Source organism: Komagataeibacter sucrofermentans DSM 15973 (assembly GCF_040581405.1).
In the GTDB taxonomy this organism is placed as follows: Bacteria; Pseudomonadota; Alphaproteobacteria; order Acetobacterales; family Acetobacteraceae; genus Komagataeibacter; species Komagataeibacter sucrofermentans.
Genome location: NZ_CP137157.1, coordinates 992,215 through 1,005,633, shown reverse-complemented (window position 1 = coordinate 1,005,633; position 13,419 = coordinate 992,215). Strand labels below are relative to the sequence as shown.

The window sequence follows — 13,419 nt, the reverse complement described above, 5'->3', positions numbered from 1 at the left end:
TTAAATAACGCCGCCGTTTGAAAGCATTTATTTGTATAAAATTGATTCAAAATGTGCCGAAAACACCCCGCCGCAAAACCTTCAGCCATCATATGGACGTTTTTTGCGAGATGCTTTTTTCAGAACGCTTCGGGAAATGCCGCCATTTTGAACAAAGACAGCATCCCGGAAGAAACCTTTATTGCTTCCATCAATATGTTGTTTTGAAACGCGCCTTCAGCCGCGCCATTACGATTCCATAAATATACGGGCAAAGCAGGCCGATGGTTCATCCTTGGTGGGGCCTGGACCCGCTGCGCCCCGGCGCACCAGCCCTGCAAGGCGCTCCATGTCGAAATCCGGATCGCATACGGCGCAGATCAGGCGCACGCGCATCTCCTCCATACTATCTTTAATACTGTAAATGACCTGCCGGGCTTCCTTGCGGGTTATAACAATTTCCGCGCGCCGGAGTTCCGCAAGCTGCTGGCTCAGGGTCGGCTGGCCGATACCGGTCTCGCTTTCGATCTGGCCCACACTCTTTTCGCCCTCAAGCAGGCAGGCCAGCACCATAAGCCGCTGAGGCTGGGCCAGAAGCCGCAGGCGCTGCACAAGGCTTTCGGCCACTTCGCGTGTTCTGGGCATTTTTGGCATGGGATATCCCCTCTCAGCTGGCGGTTTGTGCGCGTGCTGTACCATATTCGCGCCCCGCGCAACAGCAACCTGCCGCATGCGAGGAATATAGCGCTTGATAAAATACATACATAATATACTAAAAAAATAAACTATTTATCAGGCTTCACATGCCACAAACCGGACTGACCGCATGACCCCCAGCCGCCCACCCCAGCGCCCCATCATGCCCCATGGCTGATCTGGCTCAGGTCGCTCTCGGTCTGGGCAGTGGCGGCATCATCGGTTTCACGCTCGGGCTTGTGGGCGGTGGCGGCTCCATCCTGGCCGTGCCGCTGCTGCTTTACGTGGTTGGCATGACTGACCCCCATCGCGCCATCGGCACCAGCGCGGTCGCTGTCACGGTCAATGCCCTGTTCAGCCTCGCCAGCCATGCCCGGGCGGGCAACGTGCGGTGGAGATGCGCGGGCCTGTTCGCCAGCGCGGGCGTGGGCGGCGCGCTGGTGGGGGCTGCGTGCGGCAAGATCATCAACGGGCAGCACCTGTTGTTCCTGTTCGCGCTGGTCATGCTGGGCGTTGGCGGGCTGATGGCGCGCGGCTGCAGCACCGGCGCGCAGCCCCCTGCCCCCGCCGAGCGCACCACCATGATGCCCGTGCTGCTTTATGGCGTGGCGACAGGATTCTGCTCGGGCTTCTTCGGTATTGGCGGCGGCTTCCTGATCGTGCCGGCACTGCTGGCGGCAACAGGCATGCCCATGCTCAACGCCATCGCGACCTCGCTGGTGGCGGTGTGCGCCTTCGGGCTGACCACATCACTCAGCTACGCCGTGGCCGGAATGGTTGATCTGCCCATGGCGGCCATACTGGTGGCGAGCGGCATGGTTGGCGGACTGGGCGGCACACTGGCGGCACGCAGGCTGGGCCGCCAGCCGCAACGCCTGCGGCTGATCTTTGCATGCCTGATCTTTATCGTGGCAGTCTACATGATGTGGCGCAGCGCGCGGGCCATGGGCCTTGTCTGACACCGCGCGGGCGCTACTGCGCCTGCCCGCCACCGCGATGAGACCGCCATCATGCCCCACGCAACCGTCACCCTTGCCCATGAAGCCGACTTTGCGGGCTGGCGATCAGCCACGCGCAGCCTTGCCGGGCGTCATACTCCGCCCGCCGACATTACATGGCGGATCGCAATCGATACCGAATCCGCCGCCCTGCCCGCGCCAGACCCGGCGGCCGCGCGCTTCACCGTGCCGCGCGCGATCATGGACCTTGCGGCCATAATGGTGCAGTCCGCCCTGCCCGACCGCTTCGCCCTCGCCTACACGCTGGTTTATGACCATGTCATGGGCGTGCCGACGGGCGAAGATGCAGCAGACCGCATGGCAGGGACAAAGGAAGACGTCATCACGCAAACCCGGCAGTTGCGCGATGAAATCCGCAGGGCTCTGCCCAGCCACGATGGCACCACCCCGTATCAGGGTCGCGTGGATACGCTCGACCTTGTGCCAGAAAGCAATGCGCGGTTCCTGACCCTGCAACGCTCCTTCGCCCCCTGGCAGCTTGACATGCCCGACCGCACGCTGCGCTGGACCGGCCAGGAAATGCTGTGCGAAACCCCCGGCCAGGCGCCGCAACCGCTTGACCCGACCAGCCTGCCACCACCCGCCCTGCCCATGGTGCCGGACCTTGATATTGCCCGCATCACGTCGTTGCGCGCGGTAGCGCTGGCGGCAAAAACATGCCTGATCTGCCCCATGGCCGCCCATGCCACCCAGACCGTGTTTGGCGAAGGCCGGGAGGCAGCCCGCATGATGTTCGTGGGCGAACAGCCCGGCGATATTGAAGACCGCGCCGGCCGCCCCTTTGTTGGCCCGGCAGGCCAACTGTTCGACCGCGCCCTGCTCGAAGCCGGAATCGGGCGTGATGACACTTACGTGACCAATACGGTCAAGCACTTCAAATTCCGCCGCACCCCCACGCGCCGCATCCATGAAAAGGCAGGCCCGGCGGAAATCGCCGCCTGCGCCCCGTGGCTTGCCGCCGAGCGGCGCATCATCCGCCCGGCCGTGGTGGTCATGCTTGGCGTCACGGCGGCATCGGCCCTGCTGGGGCGCGCCGTTACCATAAGCCGCGAGCGTTCGCGCATCATTCCGATGGGGGATGGATCAGACGGACTCGTGACGGTTCACCCCTCCTACCTGCTGCGCCTGCCCGATGAAGCCGCGCGGACGCGTGAATATGACCGCTTTGTCAACGACCTGCGCCTGGCCGCAGGCCGCCTTGCCCCTGCCGTGACATAATCCGTCACGAGGAAAGCCGATGCCTGATATGCACTCGCAACACCATTACGTTATGCCAAGATGGGCTATGGGTAGAGGGCCCCTTGCCGCCGGAAGCCGTATATCGTGCCTGCAGACCTCAATCTTCTGCCCTCTTTCCTGACCCGTCTTTTCAGCGGAAAGCATTTCCCCCCCATCCGCGCGCCAGGCTATGCGCGCATGAGCGGCCTGAAATGGCTCTACGCCCCCACGCCTGAAGCGCTCGGCTTTGCCGTGCGCACCACGGTCGCAGCCCTGATGGCGCTGACGATCGCGATGTGGATGGAACTTGACGACCCGCCATGGGCCGCCATGACCGTATGGATCGTAGCCCAGGGCTCGCGCGGGGAGAGCCTTTCCAAGGCGCGGTGGCGACTGGTGGGCACCGCCATCGGGGCGATCAGCGCGGTCATTCTGGTCTGTTCGTTTCCGCAGGCGCCATGGCTGTTCTTTCCCGCCATCAGCCTGTGGATCGGGCTGTGCTGCATGTGCGCAACCCTGGTGCGCAACTTCCGCTCCTACGCGCTGGTGTTGTCGGGCTATACCTGCGCCATCATCGCGCTCGCCGCCACGCGCGACCCCGACAACATCTTCATGATCACCATGTCGCGCACGTCCTACATCGTGCTGGGCATTACGTGCGAGACGCTGGTGGCGGTGCTGTTCGCGCACAACCTCGCCTCGAGCGCGCGGCGCAACATGCGCCAGAAGATCCAGATGGCGCTGGGCAGTTCCACCGATGCCGTGGCCAACCTGCTCGCGGGCGATGATGCCGCTTTCGTGCGCTCACGCGCCCTGTTTGGCACCATCCTGAGCATCAATGACCAGATCGAGTTCAGTGAAGTCGAGATGGGCCCGCACGGGCATGAAGGCGACCATGCGCGCGCGGCCCTTGCCGCCGTGTCGGTTCTGCTTTCACGCGGTTTGGGCATGATGGCGCGCATCAAGGCGCTGGAAACCACCAACGAGCAGTTTACCGAGACCTCGCTGCTCACCCGTACCTTCCTGCTTGGCGTGCCCGCGCGGCTGGAAAACGATTCCGAAATTCCGCACATCCAGCAGGACCTGCAGGACCTGCGCGGCGTGTGCCGCCAGCGCATCATTGATGCGCTGAGCCATGAAATCAGCATGGAATCCACCACCGCGACCGCCGAGGTGGACGACCTGCTGAACTGCCGCATCCTGCACAACGCGCTTGATGAACTGCTGGGCGAACTTGAGCAGGCCATTGCCGAATTCGATGCCAGCCAGCACGAGATCCGTGGCGATCACTTCCATTTCCGCATCGAAGCGCATCGTGACTTCAAGGAAGCCGCCTATAACGGCATCCGCGCCGCCGTGGCCATCGGCGCCTCGGCACTGATATGGGAAGTCACGGCCTGGGCCAACGGCATCGGCTTCATCACCATGGTCGCGGTGACATGCGGCCTGTTCGCCACGCGTGAGAACCCGGTGGTGGGCACCATGAACTTCCTGCGCGGGGCGTGCTGGGCGGTTCTGGTATCCGGCTTTCTGGTGATGCTGGTCATGCCGCGACCCGCGGAATTCGAAATGCTGGCCGCAGCCCTGGCCCTGCCCATGATTGCGGGCGGACTTGCCGCGCGCAACCCGGCCACGGCGGGGGCCGCCGCCTCGTACTGCCTGTTCCTGCCCAACCTCGTTGGGCCGGGCAACCAGACGCGCCTGAACGAGATTGCATACTTCAATGCCTCCTTCGCGCTGCTGTGCAGCATCGGCTTTGCGGTGCTGATCTTCCGCGCGGTACTGCCCTTCGATAATGATGAAGAACGCTGGCGCATGCGCAACCGCACGCTGCATGACCTGCGCCACCTGGCCTCCGCCCAGCCCATGCCGCGCACGCAGTCATGGATCGGGCGCAATACCGACCGTTTTTCCCGCCTGATCCGCCATGCAGGCCCCACGCCCACCCCCACCATCGAGGCCTACCTGCAGGGCACGCTCTCGGCCATGACCATCGGGCTGAACATCATCCGGCTGCGCACGGTGCTCGAACGCGGGCAACTGCCGCCGGCTGCGGACCGGGCCATCGAGCTGTTCCTCAACCGCATGTCGCAGTTCAGCGGGCGGTACGGGCGTTTTGGCCGCACCGCCCGCGTGGCACGCGGGGCCACGCGCAGCCTGCGCCGGCTGGAGGCGACGGAAGGCAACATCACATCGCGCATCGAGATCACCCGCGCCATTGCGTATCTGCTGGTCATTTCCTATGAACTCGGTGCCAACGCCGCCTTCCTTGATGCCTCCCAGCCTTACCGCACCGGCGAGATGTCCTGACACGACGCCCGGACCGGCAGGGAGATGGAGCCAACATGACCCCTGCCCCCACACCCCCGGTCCACACCGCCCTACGCGGCCATATCGTCACCTTTCGGGGCAACCCGTTCCTCATGCCGCCTGCCGATGCGCTGGTGGAGGAACCTGACGGGCTGGTTCTGATCACCAACGGGCGCATCACCCATGCCGGCCCCTACAGCGAAACGCTGGCCCACCTGCCGCCCGGCACCGACGTGGCCGATTACCGGGGATGCCTGATCTCGGCCGGGTTTATCGACACGCATGTGCATTACCCGCAACTGCCCATGATCGCGGCCTATGGCGAGCAGTTGCTGGAATGGCTGGAGCGCTACACCTTCCCCACCGAGCGCCGCTTTGCCGATGGGGCCTACGCCACCACCATCGCGCGCACCTTCCTGCGCGAACTGCTGCGCTGCGGCACCACCACGGCAGCGGTGTACTGCACCGTGCACCCGCAATCGGTCGATGCGTTCTTTACCGAATCCACCCGCCTCGGCACGCTCATGGTCGCGGGCAAGGTGCTGATGGACCGCAACGCGCCCGACTTCCTGCGCGATACCGCCCAGCGCGGCTATGATGAATCGCGCGCGCTGATTGAACGCTGGCATGGCAAAAACCGCCAGTTCTATGCCGTCACCCCCCGCTTCGCCCCCACCAGCACGCCAGAACAGCTTGAACTGGCAGGCGCGCTGCTGGCGCAGGACGATACATTGTTCATGCAGACCCATCTGGCCGAGAACCGGGCGGAAGTTGCCTGGGTGAAGGAACTCTTCCCCGACAGCCGCTCCTATCTTGATGTGTATGACCGCGCAGGCCTGGTGCGCCCGCGCAGCGTGATGGGCCACGGCATTTATGTGGATGAACAGGATCTGTGCCGCTGCCATGCAAGCGGCTGCGCGCTGGCGCACTGCCCCACGTCGAACCTGTTCCTGGGTAGCGGGTCCTTCCGGCTGTTTGATGTGATGGATGCAAAACGCCCGGTGCGCACGGGGCTGGGCACCGATATTGGCGCGGGCACCAGCCTGTCGCACCTGCAATCCATGAACGAGGCCTACAAGATCGCGCAGATGAACGGCCACCGCCTGCACCCCGTACAGGCTTTCTGGCTGGCGACACGCGGCGGCGCCGAGGCGCTGCATCTTGAGGGACGGATCGGCACGGTAGCTGCGGGCATGGACGCCGATCTGTGCATTCTCGACCCGAAGGCTACGCCCCTGCAGGCCCTGCGGACACAGATGTGCGACAGCACGGCCGACCTGCTGTTCACGCTGATGATGCTGGGCGATGACCGCAGCATCCGCGCAACCTATGCAGGCGGCACGAAGGTGCATGACTGCAAAGAGGACGCTACACTTTAAGGGATTGCCAGCAAGGCGAAGTTCATGGGTGCTGCCTATTTTAAAATAGGCGGCATTCATCCAAAGCTTTCTGAAAAAACTTTATCAAAAACTTTTATGCTTTGGGAAAAACACACGCGATGCAGTGGCGGAGAGGGTGGGATTCGAACCCACGGTACGCTTGCACGCACAACGGTTTTCGAGACCGCCCCGTTCGACCGCTCCGGCACCTCTCCAACTGCACGCGGTGATGCAGCGGCTTATAGGGTGGCACGCGCCCCCGCGCAAGGGGTCTTTTTTAGCTATTCGACGGCGCCATAAAAATATTGACCTCGCCCCCCTCAGCCAGTAAAAGCCCGCATTCACCCCGCGCGGACGGGGTGCCGCTGCAATGTGGCCAATATAAAAAAGCGACTGGGCCGTGCCGCCTGCATTCCCGCAATGCCGCGCACGCCAAGAGATCGGAAAGATAGATAGAGAATGTTTGCAGTTATCCGTACCGGCGGTAAGCAGTACCGCGTTGCGAAAGATGCCGTCCTGAAGGTCGAGAAGCTGGAAGCCGAAGCCGGCGCCACCATCACGTTCGATCAGGTTCTCGCCGTTGGCGGCGAAAGCGGCACGACCATTGGTGCGCCGACCGTCAAGGGTGCGACCGTCACGGCAACCGTGATCGCGCAGGACCGCCTGGCCAAGGTCATCATCTTCAAGAAGCGCCGCCGGCAGAACAGCCGCCGCAAGAATGGCCACCGCCAGCCGGTGACCGTGGTGCGCATCTCCGCGATCAACGCCGCCTGATCCCTATCCGGGCTTATGCGCCCGGGCAGGTCAGATCAGAGATTTCAGTTTTAAGGAGTTCAGGCAATGGCACAAAAAAAGGCAGGCGGTTCGTCCCGTAACGGGCGCGATAGCGCCGGGCGTCGTCTTGGCGTCAAGAAGTTTGGTGGCGAAAGCGTCATCGCAGGCAACATCATCGTGCGCCAGCGCGGCACGAAGATGAAGCCCGGTGTGAACGTTGGCGTTGGCCGCGACCACACCCTGTTTTCCCTGGTGGATGGCCATGTGAAGTTCGTGCGCCGCGCTGAAGGCCGCGTGCACGTTTCCGTGGAAGCCCTGCCGCTGGCAGCGGAATAAGGCATACGCCTTATCACTACGGGATTACCCGAATTGAAGGGGGCGGTCATTCTGGCCGCCCCCTTTTTCGTATGACGCCAGCACGCCATTTTCTGGTATCATGCATGCACACGGGGCACGCATTCTCGCCCCAACCGGATCGCAGGCAATGAAGTTTCTTGACCAGGCCAAAATCTATGTAAAATCCGGCGACGGGGGCGACGGTGTCGTGGCCTTCCGCCGTGAGAAGTATATCGAATTTGGTGGTCCGGACGGGGGCAATGGCGGCCGTGGCGGCGATATCATCTTCGAGGCGGTCGATAACCTCAACACGCTGATCGATTTTCGCTACACCCAGCATTTCCGTGCGCGCAAGGGCGGCAATGGCGCAGGCTCCGACCGCACGGGCGCTGCCGCCCAGACGGTGGTGATCAAGGTGCCCATCGGCACCCAGATCTTTGATGAAGACCGCGAGACCATGCTCGGCGACCTTGATGAGGCGGGCAAGCGGCTGCTTCTGTGCCGTGGCGGTGATGGCGGGCGCGGCAATGCGCACTTCAAGACCAGCACCAACCGTGCCCCGCGCCGGGCCGACAAGGGCTGGCCGGGCGAGGAACGCTGGGTGTGGCTGCGCCTGAAGCTGATTGCCGATGTGGGGCTGGTTGGCCTGCCCAATGCGGGCAAGTCCACCTTCCTGTCCACCGTATCGGCGGCCAAGCCCAAGATCGCGGATTATCCGTTTACCACGCTACACCCGCAGCTTGGCGTGGTGCGCCTGTCGGTAACGGAAGAATTCGTGATTGCCGACATTCCCGGCCTGATCGAGGGCGCGCATGAAGGCAGCGGGCTTGGCGACCGGTTTTTAGGCCATGTCGAGCGCTGCGCGGTGCTGCTGCACCTGATCGACGGCACGGCGGAAGACGTGGTCGAATCATGGCGCACCATCCGCCACGAACTGCACGAATATGGCGGCGGCCTGGCCGACAAGCCCGAGATCATCGTGCTGAACAAGATCGATGCCCTCCTGCCCGAGGAAATCGAGGAGCGCGTCACTGCCCTTGAGCAGGCATGTGGGCAGAAGGTCATGACCATGTCGTCAGTTGCGCACATGCATGTCGATACCGTGCTGCGCCGCCTGCAGGATTACGTAACGCGCGACCGCGCCGAACAGGCCGAACAGCGCAAAGCGGAGACCCCCGGGACATGACCGAGACCGCCCTGCCCCAGCTCAGCCATGCGCGGCGCGTTGTCATAAAAATTGGCAGCGCCCTGATCGTGGACCCACAGCAGGCGGCTCCCCGCCAGCCCTGGCTGGATAGCGTGGCGCAGGACATCGCGGCCCTGCGCGCGCAGGGCACGGAAGTGGTTGTCGTCTCATCTGGTGCGATTGCGCTGGCCCGCCACCAGCTTGGGCTGACACGCCCCGTGCTGCGGCTGGAGGAAAAGCAGGCCGCCGCCTCCGTTGGCCAGATCCGCCTGGCGCAGGCCTGGACCGATGCGCTCTCGCGCTTCGACATAACAGCGGCCCAGCTTCTGCTCACCCCCGATGATACCGAGAACCGCCACCGCTACCTCAATGCGCGGGCCTCGCTCAACACGCTGCTCGGCCTGGGCTGCGTGCCGATCATCAACGAGAACGACGCCATCGCCACCACCGAGATCCGCTTTGGCGATAACGACCGCCTTGGCGCGCGCGTGGCCGAGATGATCAATGCCGACCAGCTCGTGCTGCTGTCGGATATCGACGGGCTGTACACCGCCGACCCCCGCACCAACCCCGATGCCCGGCACCTGCCAGTGATTGCAGAACTGACCGCCAGCATCGAGGCCATGGGTGGCGCGCCCCCGCCGGGCTATTCCTCGGGCGGCATGCGCACCAAGCTCATGGCGGCCCGCATTGCCACGCAGGCAGGCTGCGCCATGGCCATTGCAAAAGGCGAAGGGCTGCACCCGCTGGCCCGCCTGCGTGATGGCGGGCGCTGCACATGGTTCCTGCCCGCGGCCGATGCCCGCTCGGCACGCAAGAACTGGATTGCAGGCAGCCTGACACCCTCAGGCCAGGCGGTGATTGATGATGGCGCGGTGCGGGCGCTGGCAGGTGGCTCTTCCCTGCTGCCTGCGGGCGTAACCGACGTGACCGGCGAGTTTGATCGCGGCGACATGATTGCGGTGGTGGACCGGAGCGGGCAGAAAATTGCCTGCGGGCTGGCCGCCTATGCGGCAGACGAGGCAAGGCGCATCGCGGGCCACCAGTCAGACGAGATCGAGACCCTGCTGGGCTGGCAGGGCGCGGATGAACTGATTCACCGCGATGACCTCGTGCTGCTGGCCAAAATGGAAAGCCTGACAGGCTAATACAAATAGAATTCCTACCTGAAGCTTTTTCAAAAAGCTTCAGAACCATTCCAACTTTTTGAAAAACAACACCCTCACGCCGCGCCTATTCAGGGCGCGGTGGCCAGCGCAGGGTTGGCTCGGCGCGTGCGCGGCGCTCTGGCGGCCAGACCGAAGCCCGGACCGGGCGCGCAGGCGTTACGCGCGGAGCAGGCCGAGCCGGTTCACGGCTCCAGTCCGCAAGGCCGGGTTCCGCCTCAGTGTCATATGATGGCTCGGGGCGACGGGGCACGTAAGGCTGGGCAGGCGATGGCCCACGCGGCGGCTGCGGGCTCCAGTCATCCTCTTCCACAGGCCTGCGCTGTGCGGGCGTGGGGGCACGCTCGACAGGCCGGGAGGGTGGCGGCGGCGCGGGCTGGGCACGCGGGGCGCGCCGTTCATAGGCGGGGATGTCGCGCGCACCCTCCTCCGGGCCCATATCCGCAGGCGGTGCGGGCTCCCAAACGGGCGCTGCTTCAGCAGGCGTGGGCGCAGGCACCCGGTCGGCCAGCGCATCCGCCACGGTCGGGGGCTGCGTCGGCTGCCCGTTCAGCCCAAGGGCGAGCACGCGCAGTTCGGCCTGCAGGTCATCAAGCTGGATGGCCAGGTTATCGAGCCGCCCCTTTACGCCAAACACGGCAAACGGCACCAGCATCCACAACAGGGTGAACAGCATGCCGCCCACCAGCAGCACGGCCTGCGCCCAGGCGGGCATCCATTGTGGAAAAAGCGACGACATCATGCAGCGTGCAACCTGAACGGACAGTGCCCCGGCGCGGCCATGGCCAGCCACCACGCACCGGCCAGCGGGGGCGTTGGAGGGACGATCCTACAGCCTGGGCCGGTTACATGCCAAGCGCGCGGCGGTAGATATCGAGCAGGGTTTCCTGTTCCTCCACTTCCGCCGGTTCCTGCTTACGCAGGCGGATGATCTGGCGGATCACCTTGACATCAAAGCCTGCCGACTTCGCCTCGGTGAAAATATCCTTGATATCGCCCGCAAGCGCCTTGCGCTCTTCCTCCAGCCGCTCAACACGTTCGATGATGCTGCGCAGGCGATCGGCTGCGATACCACCAACAGCGGCGGGGTTGTCGTCCGCCTCGAAATTGTCAGCATTCATGGCAGGTTTCTCCAGATATCGTGATTGCGCCGTTCCCGCCCGCGCGCACATGAAGGGAATGTCATTAGGCGACGGGATGGAACGGCGGGATTATCGCGCCACCGCCCGCTGGTCAATGCCAACTTGACAGGCCAGAGAGCCGGGCCGTAATCGAAGCTGCACCCCATATGCCGCTTTCGCGTCATGTCCGCATACGTCAAGCATGCCCGCCCGGCCATGCGGGGCACCAGATACAGGCAGGAGGCCCACGTTCGATGGCACATCTTCCCCCCGTTGACACCTTTGACTACATCGTTTTCGGCGGAACGGGCGACCTGACCATGCGCAAGCTGTTGCCTGCGCTGTATCACCGCTACCGTGACGGGCAGATCCCCGATGCCTCGCGCATCATCGGCACCGCGCGCTCGCCGCTGTCACGCGCGGACTACCAGCAGCGCGCCACAGCCGCCCTGCACGAGCACGTCAAGCCCGAAGCCCTGGATGAAGCCACGGTGCAGCGGTTCGTGAACATGGTGCATTACGTGAGCCTGAACGGCGCGGAAGCCGAGAGCGACTGGCCCACGCTGAAGACCCTGCTCGACGCGGTGCCCGCAACGCGCATCCGGGTGTACTACCTTGCCACCTCGCCCGCGCTGTATGGCCAGATCTGCGAGAACCTGAGCCGCGAGGGGCTGGTGACCGGGCAGTCGCGCGTGGTGCTGGAAAAACCCATCGGCACCGACCTTGCCAGCGCCGAGGCCATCAATGACAGCGTGGGCCGCCACTTCCCCGAGAATCACATCTTCCGCATCGACCATTACCTGGGCAAGGAGACGGTGCAGAACCTGATCGCGCTGCGCTTCGCCAACCCGGTGTTCGAGCGGCTATGGACGTGCGATGCCATAGAATACGTGCAGATCACCGCCGCCGAAACCGTGGGCGTGGAGGGGCGCGGCGCGTATTACGACCGCTCGGGCGCGCTGCGCGACATGATCCAGAACCACCTGTTGCAGGTGCTGTGCCTCGTGGCCATGGACCCGCCGGTATCGCTCGAGGCCGACAGCGTGCGCAACGAGAAGCTCAAGGTGCTGCACGCGCTCAAGCCCATCTCCGCCGATGACGTGGCCATCTATACTTCACGCGGGCAGTACATGCGCGGCACCATTGGCGACAGGACAGTGGGCAGCTACCTTGAAGACCTTGGCGAAGGCGTGACCAGCGAGACGGAAACCTTCGTGGCGCTGAAAGCCGAGATCCTGACCTGGCGGTGGGGCAACGTGCCGTTCTACCTGCGCTCGGGCAAGCGCATGGCGGAAAAGTCGAGCGAGATCGTGATCCAGTTCAAATCGGCCCCGTGCTCGATCTTTACCAACAACCCCGAGCCCAACCGCCTCATCATCCGCATCCAGCCTGATGAAGGGGTGATGCTGTCCGTCTCGACCAAAGACCCCACCCCCACCGACAGCCTTGCCCTGCGCCAGGCCGACATCAACATCGAGTTCGAAAAAGCATTCAACATCCGCTACCCCGATGCCTATGAGCGCCTGCTGCTCGACGTGGTGCGCGGCGACCCGATCCTGTTCATCCGCCGCGATGAAGTGGCCGCAGCCTGGCGCTGGATCGACCCCATCGAGCAGGGCTGGCGCGAGAACAAGGCCCCGCTCGAACCCTATGCCGCTGGCACATGGGGGCCGGAAGGCGCGCGCAACCTGCTCTCGCAGTCGGGCCACCTGTGGCACGAGGACATGAAGAAATAACCGCCGCATGAGCAATGACGCCCCGCCCTCACCCCCGCGCCTGAGCCGCAGGCGCGCGCCGGTCACGCTCAAACAGCGCATTGTCCGCCGCGTGCTCATGCTTATCCCCATGGCGGCCCTCGTCATCCTTGTGGGCCGCATGGGGTGGCTGGACCAGGCTGCTGACAAGCTGACCTTCTCGCGCACGAGCTGGTTCGACAATACCGCACTTGTCGAGCACTTCCGCACCGTCGTCACCCATAACGGCATGACAGCGGACGCGAAGGACTGCCTGCTCTTTGTGGTCAACGGCAATGATCCCGCCGATGCAACCCGCATTCAGGTCATGGAAAAACATTCCGGCAAATGCCCCGGTGACCGCAATACGCTGCCGCTGCTGTTCACGCTGCGCATCGACCGGCTGGACCAGAAGGCGCTGACCGACTGGAAATCACCGGGCATGTTCCACCCGCTGCCTTGAGGTTCAGGGGTCATGGCGCCGCTCTCTGTTTTAAAAAGG

At 63.9% G+C, this 13,419-nt stretch carries 13 protein-coding genes and 1 tRNA gene; 10 read left to right on the top strand and 4 right to left on the bottom strand.

All coding sequences use genetic code 11. The features are described 5' to 3' along the window. Positions 1–228: 228 nt before the first annotated feature. Positions 229–633, bottom strand: a complete 405-nt coding sequence (locus tag R5N89_RS04750) for a helix-turn-helix transcriptional regulator (protein ID WP_110569284.1) — start codon at positions 631–633, stop codon at positions 229–231. Positions 634–845: 212 nt separating this feature from the next. Between R5N89_RS04750 and R5N89_RS04745 the strand changes: the two genes are divergently transcribed. From R5N89_RS04745 to guaD, 4 genes are all read left to right on the top strand, one after another. Further along, positions 846–1,634 carry a sulfite exporter TauE/SafE family protein gene (locus R5N89_RS04745; RefSeq protein WP_110569231.1) on the top strand — a complete coding sequence of 263 codons (789 nt, stop codon included), beginning with the start codon at positions 846–848 and terminating at the stop codon, positions 1,632–1,634. 51 nt (positions 1,635–1,685) lie between these two features. Beyond that, the gene (locus tag R5N89_RS04740; RefSeq protein WP_110569232.1) at positions 1,686–2,912 is read left to right on the top strand and encodes a UdgX family uracil-DNA binding protein; all 1,227 of its coding nucleotides are present in this window, start codon (positions 1,686–1,688) and stop codon (positions 2,910–2,912) included. A 105-nt stretch (positions 2,913–3,017) separates the two neighbouring features. Further along, the gene (locus R5N89_RS04735; protein ID WP_110569233.1) at positions 3,018–5,222 is read left to right on the top strand and encodes an FUSC family protein; all 2,205 of its coding nucleotides are present in this window, start codon (positions 3,018–3,020) and stop codon (positions 5,220–5,222) included. A gap of 35 nt (positions 5,223–5,257) precedes the next feature. Next, positions 5,258–6,601, top strand: a complete 1,344-nt coding sequence (gene guaD / locus R5N89_RS04730; protein ID WP_110569234.1) for a guanine deaminase — start codon at positions 5,258–5,260, stop codon at positions 6,599–6,601. 125 nt (positions 6,602–6,726) lie between these two features. Here the strand turns inward: guaD and R5N89_RS04725 are convergent. Next, positions 6,727–6,816 (bottom strand) — tRNA-Ser (locus R5N89_RS04725). A gap of 244 nt (positions 6,817–7,060) precedes the next feature. Between R5N89_RS04725 and rplU the strand changes: the two genes are divergently transcribed. From rplU to proB, 4 genes are all read left to right on the top strand, one after another. Continuing rightward, positions 7,061–7,375 carry a 50S ribosomal protein L21 gene (gene rplU, locus R5N89_RS04720; protein ID WP_061275787.1) on the top strand — a complete coding sequence of 105 codons (315 nt, stop codon included), beginning with the start codon at positions 7,061–7,063 and terminating at the stop codon, positions 7,373–7,375. A gap of 66 nt (positions 7,376–7,441) precedes the next feature. Further along, positions 7,442–7,711: a 50S ribosomal protein L27 gene (rpmA, locus tag R5N89_RS04715; protein WP_061275785.1), complete on the top strand. Its 270-nt coding sequence runs from the start codon at positions 7,442–7,444 to the stop codon at positions 7,709–7,711. Between the two features lie 148 nt (positions 7,712–7,859). Further along, entirely contained in the window at positions 7,860–8,897 is a 1,038-nt protein-coding gene (gene obgE, locus R5N89_RS04710; RefSeq protein ID WP_110569235.1) for a GTPase ObgE, read from the top strand. Then, positions 8,894–10,045, top strand: coding sequence for a glutamate 5-kinase (gene proB, locus R5N89_RS04705; RefSeq protein WP_110569236.1), 1,152 nt, complete (start codon positions 8,894–8,896; stop codon positions 10,043–10,045). The genes obgE and proB overlap by 4 nt, the downstream gene beginning before the upstream one ends. Positions 10,046–10,130: 85 nt before the next feature. Here proB and R5N89_RS04700 read toward each other — a convergent pair whose 3' ends face one another. Continuing rightward, complete coding sequence (locus R5N89_RS04700; RefSeq protein ID WP_110569237.1) at positions 10,131–10,805, bottom strand: hypothetical protein; 675 nt, start codon at positions 10,803–10,805, stop codon at positions 10,131–10,133. 103 nt (positions 10,806–10,908) lie between these two features. After that, on the bottom strand, positions 10,909–11,184 hold the full coding sequence (locus R5N89_RS04695) for a DUF2312 domain-containing protein (protein ID WP_061275776.1): 276 nt from the start codon (positions 11,182–11,184) through the stop codon (positions 10,909–10,911). A 254-nt stretch (positions 11,185–11,438) separates the two neighbouring features. On the opposite strand from R5N89_RS04695, the gene zwf reads away from it, so the two are divergent. Together zwf and R5N89_RS04685 are read left to right on the top strand one after the other, a co-directional pair. After that, on the top strand, positions 11,439–12,920 hold the full coding sequence (zwf, locus tag R5N89_RS04690) for a glucose-6-phosphate dehydrogenase (RefSeq protein ID WP_110569238.1): 1,482 nt from the start codon (positions 11,439–11,441) through the stop codon (positions 12,918–12,920). Between the two features lie 7 nt (positions 12,921–12,927). After that, positions 12,928–13,380 carry a hypothetical protein gene (locus tag R5N89_RS04685; RefSeq protein ID WP_110569239.1) on the top strand — a complete coding sequence of 151 codons (453 nt, stop codon included), beginning with the start codon at positions 12,928–12,930 and terminating at the stop codon, positions 13,378–13,380. Positions 13,381–13,419: the final 39 nt, after the last annotated feature.

What these genes read in the sequence shown, in the direction of transcription:
- R5N89_RS04750 (WP_110569284.1), bottom strand. Translation starts at nt 633, where the DNA reads ATGCCAAAAATGCCCAGAACACGCGAAGTGGCCGAAAGCCTTGTGCAG.
- R5N89_RS04745 (WP_110569231.1), top strand. Translation starts at nt 846, where the DNA reads ATGGCTGATCTGGCTCAGGTCGCTCTCGGTCTGGGCAGTGGCGGCATC.
- R5N89_RS04740 (WP_110569232.1), top strand. Translation starts at nt 1,686, where the DNA reads ATGCCCCACGCAACCGTCACCCTTGCCCATGAAGCCGACTTTGCGGGC.
- guaD (WP_110569234.1), top strand. Translation starts at nt 5,258, where the DNA reads ATGACCCCTGCCCCCACACCCCCGGTCCACACCGCCCTACGCGGCCAT.
- rplU (WP_061275787.1), top strand. Translation starts at nt 7,061, where the DNA reads ATGTTTGCAGTTATCCGTACCGGCGGTAAGCAGTACCGCGTTGCGAAA.
- rpmA (WP_061275785.1), top strand. Translation starts at nt 7,442, where the DNA reads ATGGCACAAAAAAAGGCAGGCGGTTCGTCCCGTAACGGGCGCGATAGC.
- obgE (WP_110569235.1), top strand. Translation starts at nt 7,860, where the DNA reads ATGAAGTTTCTTGACCAGGCCAAAATCTATGTAAAATCCGGCGACGGG.
- proB (WP_110569236.1), top strand. Translation starts at nt 8,894, where the DNA reads ATGACCGAGACCGCCCTGCCCCAGCTCAGCCATGCGCGGCGCGTTGTC.
- R5N89_RS04700 (WP_110569237.1), bottom strand. Translation starts at nt 10,805, where the DNA reads ATGATGTCGTCGCTTTTTCCACAATGGATGCCCGCCTGGGCGCAGGCC.
- R5N89_RS04695 (WP_061275776.1), bottom strand. Translation starts at nt 11,184, where the DNA reads ATGAATGCTGACAATTTCGAGGCGGACGACAACCCCGCCGCTGTTGGT.
- zwf (WP_110569238.1), top strand. Translation starts at nt 11,439, where the DNA reads ATGGCACATCTTCCCCCCGTTGACACCTTTGACTACATCGTTTTCGGC.
- R5N89_RS04685 (WP_110569239.1), top strand. Translation starts at nt 12,928, where the DNA reads ATGAGCAATGACGCCCCGCCCTCACCCCCGCGCCTGAGCCGCAGGCGC.